The organism is Algoriella xinjiangensis, assembly GCF_900115015.1.
Lineage (GTDB): Bacteria > Bacteroidota > Bacteroidia > Flavobacteriales > Weeksellaceae > Empedobacter > Empedobacter xinjiangensis.
On sequence record NZ_FOUZ01000002.1, the window covers coordinates 64,962 to 81,348 of the forward strand.

General features: G+C 31.7%; 14 protein-coding genes. 8 read left to right on the forward strand and 6 right to left on the reverse strand.

Features of this window, described 5'->3' with window-relative positions; all coding sequences use genetic code 11:
• Positions 1–53: 53 nt before the first annotated feature.
• Complete coding sequence (locus BM072_RS01875) at positions 54–1,337, forward strand: serine hydrolase domain-containing protein (RefSeq protein ID WP_092906011.1); 1,284 nt, start codon at positions 54–56, stop codon at positions 1,335–1,337.
• A gap of 30 nt (positions 1,338–1,367) precedes the next feature.
• On the opposite strand, the gene BM072_RS01880 is transcribed toward BM072_RS01875, so the two are convergent.
• Both BM072_RS01880 and BM072_RS01885 read right to left on the reverse strand, forming a co-directional pair.
• Entirely contained in the window at positions 1,368–2,480 is a 1,113-nt protein-coding gene (locus BM072_RS01880; RefSeq protein WP_092906013.1) for an ABC transporter permease, read from the reverse strand.
• A complete protein-coding gene (locus BM072_RS01885) occupies positions 2,480–4,552 on the reverse strand; it encodes a carboxy terminal-processing peptidase (protein WP_092906015.1) in 2,073 nt (690 codons plus the stop codon). The genes BM072_RS01880 and BM072_RS01885 overlap by 1 nt, the downstream gene beginning before the upstream one ends.
• Before the next feature lie 192 nt (positions 4,553–4,744).
• On the opposite strand from BM072_RS01885, the gene surE reads away from it, so the two are divergent.
• Positions 4,745–5,509: a 5'/3'-nucleotidase SurE gene (gene surE / locus BM072_RS01890; protein ID WP_092906017.1), complete on the forward strand. Its 765-nt coding sequence runs from the start codon at positions 4,745–4,747 to the stop codon at positions 5,507–5,509.
• Positions 5,510–5,569: 60 nt separating this feature from the next.
• Here the strand turns inward: surE and BM072_RS01895 are convergent, their stop codons facing one another.
• Entirely contained in the window at positions 5,570–6,766 is a 1,197-nt protein-coding gene (locus BM072_RS01895) for a tetratricopeptide repeat protein (RefSeq protein WP_092906019.1), read from the reverse strand.
• A gap of 3 nt (positions 6,767–6,769) precedes the next feature.
• Complete coding sequence (gene gyrA, locus BM072_RS01900; protein ID WP_092906021.1) at positions 6,770–9,343, reverse strand: DNA gyrase subunit A; 2,574 nt, start codon at positions 9,341–9,343, stop codon at positions 6,770–6,772.
• A 365-nt stretch (positions 9,344–9,708) separates the two neighbouring features.
• On the opposite strand from gyrA, the gene rpmH reads away from it, so the two are divergent.
• The 4 genes from rpmH to BM072_RS01920 all read left to right on the forward strand — a co-directional run bounded on the left by rpmH (position 9,709) and on the right by BM072_RS01920 (position 12,682).
• A complete protein-coding gene (rpmH, locus tag BM072_RS01905; RefSeq protein ID WP_092906023.1) occupies positions 9,709–9,867 on the forward strand; it encodes a 50S ribosomal protein L34 in 159 nt (52 codons plus the stop codon).
• An 82-nt stretch (positions 9,868–9,949) separates the two neighbouring features.
• Complete coding sequence (locus tag BM072_RS01910) at positions 9,950–10,642, forward strand: cell division ATP-binding protein FtsE (protein ID WP_092906025.1); 693 nt, start codon at positions 9,950–9,952, stop codon at positions 10,640–10,642.
• A 78-nt stretch (positions 10,643–10,720) separates the two neighbouring features.
• On the forward strand, positions 10,721–11,836 hold the full coding sequence (locus BM072_RS01915) for a glycosyltransferase (RefSeq protein ID WP_125112900.1): 1,116 nt from the start codon (positions 10,721–10,723) through the stop codon (positions 11,834–11,836).
• Between the two features lie 24 nt (positions 11,837–11,860).
• Entirely contained in the window at positions 11,861–12,682 is an 822-nt protein-coding gene (locus BM072_RS01920) for a 2OG-Fe(II) oxygenase (RefSeq protein WP_092906029.1), read from the forward strand.
• A gap of 11 nt (positions 12,683–12,693) precedes the next feature.
• Here the strand turns inward: BM072_RS01920 and BM072_RS01925 are convergent, their stop codons facing one another.
• Positions 12,694–13,818, reverse strand: coding sequence for a glycosyltransferase (locus BM072_RS01925; RefSeq protein WP_092906031.1), 1,125 nt, complete (start codon positions 13,816–13,818; stop codon positions 12,694–12,696).
• 17 nt (positions 13,819–13,835) lie between these two features.
• Positions 13,836–14,069, reverse strand: coding sequence for a uroporphyrinogen decarboxylase (locus BM072_RS01930; protein WP_092906033.1), 234 nt, complete (start codon positions 14,067–14,069; stop codon positions 13,836–13,838).
• Positions 14,070–14,145: 76 nt separating this feature from the next.
• On the opposite strand from BM072_RS01930, the gene kdsA reads away from it, so the two are divergent.
• On the forward strand, positions 14,146–14,955 hold the full coding sequence (gene kdsA, locus BM072_RS01935; protein ID WP_092906035.1) for a 3-deoxy-8-phosphooctulonate synthase: 810 nt from the start codon (positions 14,146–14,148) through the stop codon (positions 14,953–14,955).
• Between the two features lie 68 nt (positions 14,956–15,023).
• Complete coding sequence (gene hemN / locus BM072_RS01940; RefSeq protein WP_092906037.1) at positions 15,024–16,385, forward strand: oxygen-independent coproporphyrinogen III oxidase; 1,362 nt, start codon at positions 15,024–15,026, stop codon at positions 16,383–16,385.
• Positions 16,386–16,387 lie beyond the last annotated feature (2 nt).

Here is a 16,387-nt window from a genome sequence, read left to right on the forward strand (position 1 = left end):
TTTAAATAAATCTTTAATTTAGTGCAAACAAACAGAAAGACCATAAAAATTAGATGAAGTATATAGCGATTGTTGCTGCTTCTGCCATACTTTTTTTAGGAAGTTGTAGCAAGAAGGATGTCAACAAAGAGGAAGAAAGAAAAAAGGATCCAAACGCCTTGAAATATGATTCGTTGGATTGGAAAGCAGATTTTAAACCCATGAAATCTTCTCCGGAAGAAATAAATGGTTACAAAACTAGATTAGCTGCTTTTTACAAAGATTTTTGGGTTGATGGAAAAGTGAGTGGTGGATTTTTGGTTGCTAAAAATGGAGAAATAATTTTCGAAGGTTATCAAGGAATGGCAGATGAACGTAACAAACGTTCTATTACAGCGGAAACACCGATTCATATTGCCTCAATTTCAAAAGTTTTTACTTCTATGGCCATTTTAAAATTGGTAGAGAAGCATAAAATAAAATTAGATCAAAAAGTAAATACAATTTTAGAAGGTTTTCCTTACGAAGATGTCACAGTTAGACATTTATTGAGTCACCGAAGCGGTTTGCCAAATTATGCAAACGTTTTGTGGAACAATAAAAAAGTGATGATGGAACGCGAAAAACCTATTTCTAACCAAGATGTTTTAGATATTTTTAGAGAATTTGATGTAAAACAAATTCGTCCAGCAGACAAAGGATTTTATTATTCGAACACCAATTTTGCATTTCTTGCATTGGTTATCGAAAAAATAATGAAAATGGATTATCCAAAAGCGATGAAATACATGGTTTTTGATCCATTAGAAATGAAAAATACCTTTGTTTTTGAGTATGATCGCGATAAAGATTCTGTTGCGCGCTCGTATAAATACAATGGATACGAATGGGCTTGGGATGATTTTGATAGAACTTATGGTGATAAAAATATTTATTCTACGCCACGAGATTTATTCAAGTTAGATGTTGCAATGTATTCGGACGATTTTTTACCAAAAAAACTGAAGAAAGAAGCTTTTCAAGGTTATAGTTACGAGCAAAAAGGATTTAAAAATTACGGGCTTGGAATGCGTTTGTTAGAATATGATAATGGAAATAAATTATTGTATCACAACGGTTGGTGGCATGGTAATAATACAGTTTTTGTACACGATGTTAAAAATCAATTTACGGTAATTGCATTAGGTAATAAACAAAATAAAAATATATACAGTGCTTTTAGATTGGCTGGACTTACGGGAGCTTATCCGTTAAAAGTACCGTCAAAAGATTCGTTGAGGTTGCATCAACAACAAATAAAACAAAAGAATCCGACGAATGTAGTCGCGAAAGTAAAAATAAAAGCCTCTGTTATCTAAATAGAGGCTTTTTTTATAAGGTAATATTTGTTAATTTTTAATATCCATAATATCTCGTAAAACATTCCCAAAAATATTAAATCCAAGTACCAATAACATAATTGCTAAACCTGGTAAAATAGCCAAATGTTGTTTGCCTAAAATAATATGGCTGTAATGTTCTTTGATAATATTTCCCCAAGACGGAGTAGGAGGTTGCGCTCCAATTCCCAAGAAACTTAAACCACTTTCTACCAAAATTGCCGAAGCAAAATTAGCCGCCGATATTACAATAACTGGCGCCACAACGTTAGGTAATATTTGATTGAAAATAATTCTCATATCCGAAAAACCTAAAGCTTTTGCAGCTTCTACAAATTCTTTTTCGCGGTACGATAAAAACTGTCCGCGCACTACACGCGCCACTTCTACCCACATAGTTAGACCAACGGCTATAAAAATTTGCCAAAATCCTTTTCCAATAGCTAACGTAATTGCGATAACCAAAAGTAGTGTAGGAATAGACCACACAACGTTTATTAACCACATAATAACATCGTCTACTTTTCCTTTGTAATAACCCGCAATTGCACCTAAAGTTACACCAACTACTAAGGAGATGAAAACGGCAATAAAACCAATTAAGAAAGAAATTCTTGTTCCGATAATTAATCTTGAATAAAAATCGCGACCATAACTATCTGTTCCTAAAAGATAGGTTTTGGTATAGATAAATTTAGATGCTATATCTTGTGGTTTGATGTCGTATTTTGTCCAAGCAGAAATGTCAACTTTTATAGGTTCGCCACTTAATCCATTACCTAAATAAGGTACATATTCTACCTCGTTTTTATTGATTTTATAACTTGTAATACTAATTTGTTCTGAATCGATTTTCTTTCCAAAAAAATAATCTGCAAAATGCATTTTACCTTCATAATTTGGCAACGGAATTTCGATTGTTTTTTGTTGATAACCAATAGGCGCGTAGGCTATAGACAGATCTTGTCGGTTTGCATTCTCGGTTTTATCGGCTGCAAAAAGATAAGAAAAGATAGAAATTAGCCCAGCTAATACGATTACACTAAAAGAAAGAACACCAAGGGTGTTCTTTCTTAATTTTTTAAATACTATTTGAGAAAATGAACCGTTTTCTTGCTTCATTATTTTATGTCTCTTAAAACGTTAACCGCTTCGTTTAAGTAAAAATCACGTTGTAAACCTTTGAACCAATTTTGACGTTTTGCTTTTAAAACAGTATCGTTTTTAATTGCAGCTTGATCATTTTGATTCATCGAGAATTTGAATGTGTTTTTGTATTTATCCAAAACTTCAAACTTTTTGATTTTATCTTCACGTGTTTTTCTGTAAGCTCTGTAATCAACCAAGTTTAATGGAATTTCTTTTACATCTTCCATTGATTTTACAAATTTGAAACTTTCGTTCATTAAGTTCAAATGTTGATTATTTGCTAAACGTGTTTTACTGTTTGCTTTTATTTGCTCTAAATTAATTGCAGTTGGCCATTTTGCAATAACCAATGGTTTAATTTGATCCCAATTTAATGCTTCTGGACGAGAACCTTCGTTAATATCTTCTAACGTATATTGATCGTTCATCGCAATATCAGATTGTACACCTTTTAATTGTGTAGAACCTCCGTTTACACGGTAAAATTTCTGAATTGTTAACTTAATTGCTCCTAATTCATCACTTCCTGTGTTACGGTCTAATGGTAAAATAGTTTGTACAGTTCCTTTTCCAAATGTTTGTGGAGAACCAACAATTACTGCACGACCATAATCTTGCATTGCTGCTGCAAAAATTTCTGATGCCGATGCCGATAATTCGTTTACCATAACCACTAATGGTCCGTCATAAGAAATAGAATTATCTTTGTCTTCGTGTATTTTTAACATTCCGTCACTACGTCTAACTTGTACAATAGGACCTTGATTGATGAATAAACCACTAATTTTTACAACTTCTTCTAAAGATCCACCACCATTGTTACGAACGTCAAAAATTAAACCTTTGATGTTTTCTTTTTTCAGTACTTCAATTTCTTTTTTGATATCATCTGTAGGATAACGACCACCTTCTTTACCCATTGGCGTATAGAATTCTGGTAAATAAATAATTCCGTATTTATCACCTTTTTCATCCGTAATAACAGACGAACGTGCAAAAACTTCGTCATATTCAATTACATCACGAATCAAAGAAATTTGTTGTTGCGAACCATCTTTTTTCTTTACAGTTAAGATAACTTCAGTTCCTTTTTTACCTCGAATTAAACGAATTGCATCGTTTAATAACATACCAACAATATTTTTAGGTTCTTCTTTTTTACCTTGTGCAACTTTGATAATTTGGTCACCAACTTCTAACTTTCCGTTTTTCCAAGCTGGTCCACCAATTACTAATTCAGCAATTGTAGCAAACCCTTTTTTGTCTTGTAATTTTGCTCCAATTCCTTCCATTTGTCCAGACATTTCAAAATCGAAATCTTCTTTTCCAGTTGGAGAAAAATAAGATGTGTGCGGATCATATTGCTCAGAAATAGAGTTCATGTAAATCGCAAAATAATTTTCGCGTTTTGTTTGTTTAATTCTTCTGAAATAATCAGAAATTAACTCTTTTACTTCTTCGCGCGCCATTTTTTCTACTTCGGCGAAAGGTGTGTCTTTCGTTATTTTCTTTTTGTCTTTATCTGCTAAAGGATCTACTTCGGCTTTTAAAGAATTTTCATCAATAGAATCTTTCTTTTCTCCTTTTAGCTCATCTTGCATCGATACAATTTCTAATAAAACATTGTATTTGATGTATTTTCGCCATAATTCTTTCGCGCCAGCTTTATCTTTTGCGTATTTAGAAGTTTTATAATCTACATTATAATTTTCTTTTTGGTTATAATCAAATGGTTTTGACAAAGCTTCCATCGAGTATTTTTCGGCTTCACCAATTCGTTTATAAATTGTGTCAGCTGTAGAATTGTAGAATTTTAAATCTTCATTTTTATAAAAATCATCTAAATTGTGATAATCTTTTTTGAATAAATCATAATCAGATTGTAATAAAAATCTTTTTCCTGGATCAATGTATTCGATGTATTTATTGAATACATTTTCTGAAAACTTATCATCAATTGTTGCTGGTTTATAATGAAGATAGGTTAAAGTATTTCGTGTGTTTTTTACGATTAACTTTTCTTTGTCATCATTAGAATCTAACATTGGTTTGCAAAAGCAGAATGCCAATAAACTCATTGATAAAAATGAGAGTAAAACATATGTTTTTTTAATTAACATATAGCGTGGTTCTTATATAAATTAATAATTTACGAGTCCTCCAAATATAAATAAAAAAGAAATTAGTTGGAAGTTTTTTACATTTGTAAAAAAGAATAATAAAAGTAACAATAAAATATGGAAAGACCGCTAATATTAGTGACAAATGATGATGGCGTTACGGCGCCAGGAATCAGAGCTTTGGTCGAAATGGCGAAAGAATTTGGAGATGTTTATGTTGTAGCGCCAGACAGTCCACAAAGTGGTATGGGGCACGCCGTGACGTTAAATTCTACTTTGTTTTGTGATAAAATTGAGTTGGATGAAGAAGTAATTGAGTACGCTTGCTCGGGAACGCCTGTAGATTGTGTAAAACTTGCAGTTTCGCAGATTTTACCAAGAAAACCAGATTTGTGTATTTCGGGAATTAATCATGGTTCAAATTCATCGGTTAATGTAATTTATTCGGGTACGATGTCTGCGGCTGTAGAAGCAGGAATTGAAGGAATACCAGCAATTGGTTTTTCGCTTTGCGATTTTGCTTTTAATGCAGATTTTAAAGCGGGAGAAAAATTTATCAAGAAAATTATTGCAGAAGTTTTAGAGCATAGTTTACCAAAAGGTGTTGTGTTGAATGTGAATATTCCGAAATTGAAAGAATTTGAAATTAAAGGAATAAAAGTTTGTAGACAAGCTGATGCTAAGTGGGAAGAAAAATTTGATAAACGCGAAGATCCTCGTGGTAGAACGTATTATTGGATGAGTGGTGAGTTTAAGAATTTAGACAAAGGCGAAGATACGGACGAACGTGCTTTGGCTGATGGCTATGTTTCTGTAGTGCCGGTTCGTTATGATTTGACGGCGCATCATTTTTTACCAGATTTAAGAAATTGGAATTTTTAAATTCTATATAAAAAAAGGTCTTCATATGAAGACCTTTTTTTATTGTTATAATCGTTGAGATTATTTTACTGAATTTTTTTCTGCATTACGGTAGAAAGTTTCTTTTTGATCATTTCCTAACGCTTTGTATGCTTGAATTAAATTACGAACAACCACACGGTTTGTAGGGTCTAATTCGTACATTTTTTCTAAATAAGGAACAGCTTCTGTAAATAAAGCTTTACGCTTTGTTTCGTTTGCTGCATACGCTTCTTTTTCTTTTTTAGAAGTTCCTAAATTGTTGTTCATTTCCTCAACATATTCTTTGTCTTTTTTCAAGATAGCTAAAACTAAATTGTTGTAAGATTCAGAATGTTTTGGATTTAATTCAATTGCTTTTTTGAATAAGGCTTTTGCTTCTTCGGTTTTAGCTTCATCATCCAAGTATAAAACACCTAAATTATAATAATTTTGTGCATTATTTGGATCAATTTTAATGCTTTCTTCAATACGTTGACGCATTTTGTCTGCATTACCAGAAACTTGATAAATACCTGTTGCGATATTGTTGATATCTGCATCTTTTGGATATTTAGTAGTAGCTTCTTCTATAATTGGATCATATTTTTTAGCATTATACAAACCATTCAAAGCTAAAACATACATATCACGGTTGTAGTCTTTTGTTTGATTTGCAGATATACCTGTAAATCCTTTTGCAGCTAATTCTTTAATAATAGCTAAAGATTTATCATAATCATTTGCATTGTAATAACAAATTGCAGCTTGGTATTTATAAATTTCTTCTTTTGTACCTAAAGCTTCAACTAAATTATAAACGTTTAAGAATTTTGTTGCTGCTTCTGCAAATTGCTTTGCGTCCATTGCTTTGTTAGCTGCTTCTAATTCTTTATTTGCAAGATTAGAAACTTCTGATTGCAATAAGAAACCATATTTCTGTTGTAAAACAACTTCTTTTGGTTTAGCATAATTCCCACCAGCTGTTGCTTTGTCTAAATCTGCTTGCGAATAATAAAATTCGTCTTTTTTAGTGTCTTTGTTTTTTACTTGCCAAACTTTACCGCTTTCATATTTCGATAATTTTGCTAAATCTTGGCTTGCTTTTGTAACATCACCTTTTGTTAAGTTTTCTTTTGCTGATTTATTGTATTTCTCAGCTAAAACTGTAGGATCTGTTGTTAATTCTTCTGTATTTGTTTGAGCAAATGATGTTGACATTGCTAAAACTAAACCTAAGCTAAATAATAACTTTTTCATTGACTATTCATTATTTGGAGTCTCAGCAGTATTTTCCTCTGCTTGAGTTTCGTTATTGTCGTTTGAATTTTCTACAATTATTGGATTTCCGTCTTCATCTAATTCAACTTCATCCTCTAATTCTTCTGCAACTTCAACTTTTGCAATGGCAGCAATTTCATCATTCTTTTTCAAGTTGATTAATCGCACACCTTGTGTTGCACGTCCCATTACACGAATTTCGTCTAAACCAGTTCTAATTGCAACTCCAGATTTATTAATAATCATTAAATCATCTTCGTCTGTTACAGCTTCTATTGCAATTAATTTTCCTGTTTTATCTGTAATGTTTAAAGTTGTTACACCTTTTCCACCACGATTTGTTTCACGATAATCTTCGATTGATGAACGTTTTCCGTATCCTTGTTCAGAAACAACTAAAACTGTTTCTTTCTCCATATCCGAAACAACAATCATTCCGATAACTTCGTTGTCTGGTTGATCTCCTAAGTTGATACCACGAACACCAGAAGCAGTACGACCCATTGGGCGAACTTTTTCATCTTCGAAACGAATGGCTTTACCATAACGAGAAGCAATCATAATTTGAGATTTACCGTCTGTTAATAAAGCTTCTAATAAAACATCACCTTCGCGAACTGTAATTGCGTTAATTCCGTTTGCACGTGGGCGAGAATAAGCTTCTAAAGCTGTTTTCTTGATGATACCATTTTTAGTTACCATGATCACGTAATTATTATTTACGTATTCTTCGTCCATTAAATCGTGTGTGCGGATGTAAGCTTTTACTTTATCGTCTGCATCAATATTGATTAAGTTTTGGATAGCACGACCTTTAGATGTTTTAGAACCTTCGGGGATTTCGTATACACGCATCCAGAAACATTTTCCTTTTTCGGTAAAGAATAACATGTATTGGTGGTTTGTTGCCGCAACCATGTATTCTAAGAAATCTTCGTCTCGTGTTGTAGCACCTCTGTTACCAACACCTCCACGAGATTGTTTACGGTATTCTGATAGTGGCGTACGTTTGATGTAACCCATGTGAGAAATTGTTAAAACAACTTTTTCATCAGGAATTAAATCTTCCATATTAAGATCTCCTCCAGCATAATTGATATCTGTACGACGATCATCACCATATTTTGTACGAATTTCAATTAATTCATCTTTGATAATTTGCATACGTAAATCTTCGTTTGCTAAAATATCTTTTAAGCGATTAATTGTAGCCATTATTTCATCATACTCAGCACGGATTTTATCAATCTCAAGTCCTGTTAATGTACGTAAACGTAAGTCAAGAATTGCACGTGCTTGTATTTCTGATAAATCAAAAGCAGCCATTAATTCGTTACGAGCCTCTTCTGGTGTTGAAGCGCCACGAATAATACGAATTGCACGATCTAAATCATCTTGAGTTCCGATTACTTTCATGTAACCTTCTAAGATATGTGCTCTTTCTTGTGCTTTTCTTAATTCATATTCAGCACGACGAATAACAACTTCGTGTCTGTGCTCTATGAAATAATGAATTAAATCTTTTAAATTTAATTGTTCTGGTCTTCCTTTTACTAATGCAATGTTATTTACACTAAAAGAAGATTGTAATTGAGTAAATTTATATAACTTGTTTAGTACTACATTAGGAACAGCGTCCATTTTAAGTACATAAACAATACGCATTCCTTTACGGTCAGATTCGTCACGAATCTCAGCAATACCATCTAATTTACCATCTTTAACTAAGTCAGCAGTTTTTGCAATCATGTCTGCTTTGTTAACTTGGTAAGGAATTTCTGTTGCAATAATACAATCACGACCATGCACTTCTTCAAAATTTGTTTTTGCACGTAATACAATACGTCCACGTCCAGTTTCAAAAGCTTGTTTTACACCTTCGTAACCATAGATTGTTCCACCTGTTGGGAAATCTGGGGCTTTGATGTGTTGCATAAGTTCGTCAATCGTAATATCACGATTTTCAACATAAGCAATTGTACCATCAATTACTTCTGTTAAATTATGAGGAGCCATATTAGTTGCCATACCAACTGCAATACCCGATGCACCATTTATTAAAAGTGTCGGAATTTTTGTTGGCATAACTGTTGGCTCTTGAATTGTATCATCAAAGTTTAATTGATAATCAACAGTTTCTTTATCTAAATCAGCTAATATTTCGTCTGAAATTTTTTGAAGTTTTGCTTCGGTATAACGCATTGCAGCAGGTGGATCACCATCTACAGAACCGTAGTTACCTTGACCGTCTACAAGCATATAACGTAAAGACCATGGTTGCGCCATACGCACCATTGCGTCATATACCGAACTATCTCCGTGTGGGTGAAATTTACCTAAAACTTCTCCAACGATACGAGCAGATTTTTTATAAGAACGGTTAGAAAAAACACCTAATTCATACATCCCGAATAATACTCTACGGTGTACAGGTTTTAAACCATCGCGCACATCCGGAAGCGCACGAGATACGATTACCGACATCGAATAATCGATATATGCGGATTTCATTTCATCCTCAATGTTAATTGGGATTAGTCTTTCTCCTTCAGTCATATTGTTTTGTTATATAAGGTGGCTAAGATACAAAAATTAACCATAAAAGAATGTGATAAAAACAAGTTATTTGATGTTTTAAGAAAGTTTTAAGTAAACCATTATTTCAGTCAAGTAAGTGGTTTTTAGATTTCGTATTAGATTTTGTTGTTAATAAGTTTTATATGTTATTGTTTTAAATTTCGTTTGTTAAACAGAAAAATGTTTTTATATTTGCACTTCGAAAATTACAAATTGTAGAACGGAACACGGTTTACTATTAATTCATAGTTTTTTGTAATTTTCTATCTATTTGATTTTTGAATTAATAATTATAACTGTATATTTGCAACCCATTCGAGTAATGGATTAGAAACTTAGTAAAGATGAGTAAGAGAACATTTCAACCAAGTAACAGAAAAAAAAGAAACAAACACGGATTCCGTGAGCGTATGGCTTCTAAAAACGGGCGCAAAATTTTAGCGGCTCGTAGAAAAAAAGGAAGAGCAGCAGTATCTATTAGCGACGTAAGAGCTAAAAGATAATCGTTACAAATCATAAAAAATAAGCTTGAGAGTACTTCTTTCAAGCTTTTTTTTTACATTTGTCTTAAAGACTTTAGAAAGTATGGAACCTAATAATGTAATTGAACTTAGTCAATCCTCAATATATCAACGTAATCACTTGGTGTTATCTGACGTTAATTTTACACTTAACGAAGGCGAATTTGTTTACCTAATTGGAAAAACAGGAAGTGGAAAAAGTAGTTTATTAAAAGTACTTTACGGTGATTTGCCTTTGCAAACAGGTCAAGGTAAAGTTGTAGGTGTAGATTTAAAAACACTGAAAACAAGTAAAATTCCTGATTTGAGAAGACATTTAGGAATTGTTTTTCAAGATTTTCAATTATTAACAGACCGTACTGTCGAGCAAAATTTGACATTTGTTTTAAAAGCAACAGGCTGGAAAGATAAAGCAACAATTGAAAATAGAATTAATGAAGTTTTAGATTCAGTTGGTATGTTATCTAAAAAGAAAATGATGCCTTTCCGTCTTTCTGGTGGAGAGCAGCAGCGTGTTTCTATTGCTCGTGCGCTTCTAAATCATCCTGAACTTATTTTGGCAGATGAGCCAACAGGAAACTTAGATCCAGAAACGTCTAATGATATTATGGATTTGTTGTTGTCGGTTTCTAAAGAAAATAATTGTGCAGTTGTAATGGCAACGCATGATTATGAAATAATTCGTCGATATCCTGCACGTAAAGTGCGTTGCGAGGAAGGAAAATTGTTTGAAGTTGTAGAAGCAATTACAGAATAAAATTATCTAAAACAATATATTTTAAAAGAAAGAGTTTACATTTATGTAGACTCTTTTTTTATTTATAATATGAGCTAAATGAATTCAGAAAAACAGTTGCATTTTGTCAGTATGGACGTTCCTTTTCCTCCGAATTATGGAGGGATAATAGATGTTTTTTTTAAACTAAAAGCTTTTAATCAATCAGGAGTTAAGATTTATTTACATCTGTTTGGTTTTAAAAATGAAAGAAATTTAGAATTAGAAAAATATGCCGAGGAAGTTTATTTTTATCCAATAAAACAAAATCCATTCTTAGTTTTTAATAAATATCCAATTTCTGTAAGTTCTAGAAATGGTGAAAAATTATATAGTAATTTAATAAAAAATAAAGCGCCTATTTTTTTTGAAAGCTTAAAAACTACAAAAATACTTAATCAATTTTCTTTACCAAATTTCTCTAAATTTTTGCGTTTGCATAATATAGAACAAAATTATTTTGAAGGTTTGTCTAAAAGTGAATGGAATCCTGTTAAGAAAAAACTTTTTGAATTAGAAGCTAAAAAATATATTGATTACGAGAAAATAATTACCCAATTTGATCAAGTTTTTACATTGTCAAATTATGAGCAGTCTTATGTCTTTAATAAGTACAAAAAAGGAACATTTGTTCCGGTTTTTCATGGTAACGAATTCTTTAGAAATTTGGATGGTTTTGGTGATTATATTTTATATCATGGCGATTTAAGAGCGTCAGATAATAAGAAATCTCTTGAATTTTTGATTGATACTTTCAAAGAAATAGATTATCCTTTTTTAATAGCGTCAAGTAATCAAGAAAAGTGGGTAAAAAGTAAAATAGCAAATCATAAAAACATGAAATTTGTTTATTTAGAAAATTTTAATCATTTGCTTGAATTATTTTCTGGAGCGCATATCAACGTAAGTTGGTCATTTCAACAATCAGGAACAAAATTAAAAGTTGTAAATGCATTATTTAATAGTCGTTTTTCGGTAATAAATGATAAAGTAGTTGACGATAAAAATATACGTCAATTGTGTGTGGAAGCTTGTGATAAAGCCGAATTAATTTCACAAATAAATAAATTAATTCAAACGCCTTTTCAGCCTTCGGTCAATTATAAATTTATTCTTGAAAATTATTTAAATGATAAATTAAATGCTCAGAAAATTTTAAAAGAAATATTTCCTTAAATTTATAAGAATTAACACAAAAATATGAACCGAACTGAATATGCAGATATAATTTTACAACAGATTTCTGATCGAAAAGAAGAAATAAAACAACAATATAATAATAGTAAAAATAACATAGGATATTTTTGGATTGATGATTTATTGCCAGAAGATTTAGCTTTAGAAATAAGCAATATTTTTCCTGAAAAAGAAAAGATGGTTTTAAAAAAAAGTTTGAAAGAAGATAAATATATCGCTGTTCAAATGAATCAATATGATCCTATTTTAGAAGAAATTATTTATGCTTTTCAAGACGAACGAATTGTACATTTAGTTGCTGATATTTGCGAAATAAAACAACCAATTCCTGATACATCTTTGTATGCAGGCGGATTGTCTATGATGGGAAATAATCAATTTCTGCAACCACATTTGGATAATTCACACGATGCAAAACGAGAATTGTGGCGCGTTTTAAATTTATTGTATTACGTTACTCCAGATTGGAAAGAAGAATATGGAGGTAATTTAGAAGTTTGGCCAAATGGCTTGAAAAATGATCAAATAACTATCTTTAGTAAATTTAATAGATTAGCGGTTATGGCAACGCATAACGATTCGTTGCATTCGGTTTCGCCCGTAAAATTTGATGGTTTTAGAAAATGTGTTTCGAATTATTATTTTTCGAAAGAGCCTTTAAGAGAAACAGATTCTTTTCATGTGACTTCGTTTAGAGGTCGTCCCGAACAGAAAGTTTTAGACCAAGTTTTGCAAGTTGATAATGCGTTACGAATGGGCGTTCGTAAGTTTTTTAAGAAAGGAATTGTAGAAAATCCACACGTATATAAGAAAGAAGAAAAATAGATTAGTTACAACTAATCTATTTTTTTTATCTGTTCAAAAATCAATTTTAATTTATTTTCTTCATTTTCCCAACAAAGCTCTTTTGCAGCTTCTTGCAAGTTAATTTTGTAAGTCTTTTTTCCTTCGTTTAAGATTTCTTGTAATTTATTTGCAATGTTTTTTGGATTGTGGTTATCAATCACTTTTCCTACTTTATATTCTTCTATCGTTTTTTTAATTTCAGGAAGATTTGTTCCTAAAATTGGAATGCCAGCTTGCATAAAGTCAAATAATTTATTCGGTAGAGCATAGCGATAGCTTAAACCTAAATCTTCTTCCATACTCATTCCTATTTCGGCTAAAGGTGTAATAGTTTTTAAAGTTTTTGGGGGAATATTTCCTAAAAAATGAATGCGATTAGTCAAATTTAAATCTTTAACCATTTGTTCGTATTCGGTTTTTTTAGGCCCGTCGCCAGCAATCCAAAATTGACAATTATCGATGTATTGAAAAGCTTCAATCATTTTATCGATTCCTCGGCTCATGTTGATTGCGCCTTGATACATCACAATTTTTTCGTTGTTTGGATTTGGAGGTAGACGAAAGAAAATAAAATCTTGTTTATCGTTTAATTTTGTTCGGTTGGGAACATTTCTAATCACAGCCGGATTAGCGCCATATTCTTTTTTAAACCAATTTGCATATCCGTCACTAACTGTATAAAAGTACTTGATTTTCGGAATTAAAAAACGTTCTAAGGTTTTCCAAACTTTTTTTGTTTTTGGACGATCTGTTAAAGAAGGTAACTCAGAAAAAATCTCGTGACTGTCAAAAACCAAAGGCAAACGATATAGCTTACTTACCAGATAAAAAGGTAATAAACTGTCTAAATCATTGGCTAATAAAATGGTTTTTTTGTCTGATTTTTTCAATAATGTAAAAAATAATTTAAAGTTAAATTCAGCATACATTTTTGCAGAAGATTGATTTTTCATGTCAATAAAATGCGTTTTGTAAGGCTTGTTTAAATTTGGTTTTCCACGTAAAGTTGTTCCAATTAATTCGACATCATATCCAAATTTTAGTAAAGAATGACAAACTTTATCAAGTCGTTGATCCGTTTCAATGTTATTTGTTACAGCAGATAGAATTTTCAATTTTCAGTGTTTTTTTATTATTTTCCTGGTTTAAAAGCAATATAATAAGCTTGCACTAAAAATAAAATGGCATTTGGTATAAGAACTGGCCAAGCATCGTACATCCAAGCATAAATTACAAAACATACACAACCAATTGCATTGATAATTCTGATGGTTGTAATCTTTGAAAAAAAGAATGCTAAAACGATAAATACTGATGCTAAGTAACCGAAAATATCGGCTACATTGATGTTAGATAAAAAATCCATAAAACGATAAATAAGAATGATAAAGTATAGGCAAAATTATGAAAAATAAGTCGATAACTTTGCTTAAATTTGCAAGATGATAGAAACTTTATCAAACATAAAACACAAAGATTCGCCAAACTTCTTTTTAATTGCTGGTCCATGTGCAATCGAAAGCGAAGATATGGCTTTGAGAATTGCGGAACGCGTAATTACTATTACAGATAAATTGGAGATTCCTTATATTTTTAAAGGATCATTCAAAAAAGCAAATCGTTCTCGTATTGATAGTTTTACTGGAATTGGAGACGAAAAAGCATTAAAAATTATTCAGAAAATTGGAGAAACTTTTGATGTGCCAACAACAACAGATATTCACGAGCCTTTTCATGCAGAAATGGCAGCGGCTTATGTTGATGTTTTACAAATTCCTGCATTTTTAGTTCGTCAAACAGACTTGGTTGTTGCTGCGGCGCAAACAGGTAAACATGTGACATTAAAAAAAGGACAATTTCTTTCGCCAGAAGCAATGAAATTTCCGGTAGAAAAAGTAACAGATTCTGGTAACAGTAATGTTGCAATTATAGAACGTGGTACAATGTTAGGTTACGGAGATTTAGTGGTAGATTATCGTGGAATTCCGGTAATGCAAAACTATGCACCCGTTATTTTAGATATTACACACTCACTTCAACAGCCAAATCAGGCTTCAGGTGTAACTGGTGGTAAACCAGAATTAATAGAAACAATTGCGAAAGCAGGTATTGCAGTAGGTGCAGATGGTTTATTTATAGAAACTCATCCAGATCCTAAAAATGCAAAAAGTGACGGAGCAAATATGTTACAATTAGACTTGTTAGAAGGTTTATTAACAAAATTAGTTAGAGTTCGTCAAGCAATTCTATAACAATATATTAAAATAATTTATTAAATAATACTTAGTCTTTGTGATTAAGTATTTTTAATTTTTTAGATATGAATAATTTAATTCAAAAATACAATATTCCAGGACCTCGTTATACAAGTTATCCAACTGTACCATTTTGGGACAACGATAGCTTTACAAAACAAGGTTGGATAGAAACTTTTCAACGATCATTCGATGAAAGTAATGAAGCAGAAGGAATATCTCTTTACATTCATTTACCATTTTGCGAAGCATTATGTACATTTTGTGCGTGTAACAAACGTATTACAAAACAACATACTGTAGAAGTTCCGTATATAGAAACGGTATTAAAAGAATGGAAATTGTATGTAGATTTATTATCAGCTCGTCCAAAAATTAAAGAAATACATTTAGGAGGAGGAACACCAACATTTTTTTCGCCAGAAAATCTGAAGAAATTAATAGATGGAATTTTTGAGTATTCGGATATCGCCGAAGGACACGAATTTAGTTTAGAAGGTCATCCAAATAATACAACAAAAGAGCATCTACAAGTTTTATTTGATTTAGGATTTAGACGAATTTCTTACGGTGTACAAGATTATGATCTTAAAGTGCAGAAAGCGATTAATCGCGTTCAACCTTTCGAAAATGTGAAGCAAGCAACAGAAGATGCGCGCGAAATTGGATTTACATCAGTTTCTCACGATTTGATTTTTGGTTTGCCTCATCAAACTTTAGAAGGAATGGTGGAAACGATTAATTTAACAAGAGAATTAAACCCAGATCGTATTTCGTTTTACAGCTATGCGCATGTGCCTTGGATAAAAGGAGTTGGACAACGTGGTTTTCAGGACGAAGATTTACCTTCGCCAGAGTTAAAACGTGCATTGTACGAGGAAGGAAAAAGAATGTTTGAAGAATTGAATTATTTTGAAGTTGGGATGGATCATTTTGCTTTAGAGCAAGATTCGATGTATCAATCAATGAAAAACAATTCGTTACACCGTAATTTTATGGGCTATTCTTCATCTAAAACACAATTAATGATTGGTTTAGGCGTTTCGTCTATCAGTGATTCTTGGTACAGTTTTGCTCAGAATGAGAAAACGGTAGAAGAATATGAAAAATCAATCAATAACGGAGAATTATCAGTTTTTAAAGGTCATATTTTATCAGAAGAAGATTTAATTATGCGTCGTCATATTTTAAATTTAATGTGTAATTTACAAACTTCTTGGGCAGACGAAAATGCAAAAATAAACGATGTAGATCGTATAAAAACGATGTTACAAGGCATGGTTGAAGATGATTTGATTGCGTTTACAGACAGCGGTATAATTGTAAAAGAAGAAGGTCGACCATTTGTAAGAAACGTTTGTATGCCATTCGATAAGAGAATGATAGATAATGAACCAGAAACGCGTATTTTCTCGATGACTATCTAATT

Excerpts from the sequence above, each read along its gene's own strand:
- BM072_RS01875 (WP_092906011.1), top strand. The coding sequence starts at position 54 with ATGAAGTATATAGCGATTGTTGCTGCTTCTGCCATACTTTTTTTAGGA.
- BM072_RS01880 (WP_092906013.1), bottom strand. The coding sequence starts at position 2,480 with ATGAAGCAAGAAAACGGTTCATTTTCTCAAATAGTATTTAAAAAATTA.
- BM072_RS01885 (WP_092906015.1), bottom strand. The coding sequence starts at position 4,552 with ATGTTAGATTCTAATGATGACAAAGAAAAGTTAATCGTAAAAAACACA.
- surE (WP_092906017.1), top strand. The coding sequence starts at position 4,745 with ATGGAAAGACCGCTAATATTAGTGACAAATGATGATGGCGTTACGGCG.
- BM072_RS01895 (WP_092906019.1), bottom strand. The coding sequence starts at position 6,766 with ATGAAAAAGTTATTATTTAGCTTAGGTTTAGTTTTAGCAATGTCAACA.
- gyrA (WP_092906021.1), bottom strand. The coding sequence starts at position 9,343 with ATGACTGAAGGAGAAAGACTAATCCCAATTAACATTGAGGATGAAATG.
- rpmH (WP_092906023.1), top strand. The coding sequence starts at position 9,709 with ATGAGTAAGAGAACATTTCAACCAAGTAACAGAAAAAAAAGAAACAAA.
- BM072_RS01910 (WP_092906025.1), top strand. The coding sequence starts at position 9,950 with ATGGAACCTAATAATGTAATTGAACTTAGTCAATCCTCAATATATCAA.
- BM072_RS01915 (WP_125112900.1), top strand. The coding sequence starts at position 10,721 with ATGAATTCAGAAAAACAGTTGCATTTTGTCAGTATGGACGTTCCTTTT.
- BM072_RS01920 (WP_092906029.1), top strand. The coding sequence starts at position 11,861 with ATGAACCGAACTGAATATGCAGATATAATTTTACAACAGATTTCTGAT.
- BM072_RS01930 (WP_092906033.1), bottom strand. The coding sequence starts at position 14,069 with ATGGATTTTTTATCTAACATCAATGTAGCCGATATTTTCGGTTACTTA.
- kdsA (WP_092906035.1), top strand. The coding sequence starts at position 14,146 with ATGATAGAAACTTTATCAAACATAAAACACAAAGATTCGCCAAACTTC.
- hemN (WP_092906037.1), top strand. The coding sequence starts at position 15,024 with ATGAATAATTTAATTCAAAAATACAATATTCCAGGACCTCGTTATACA.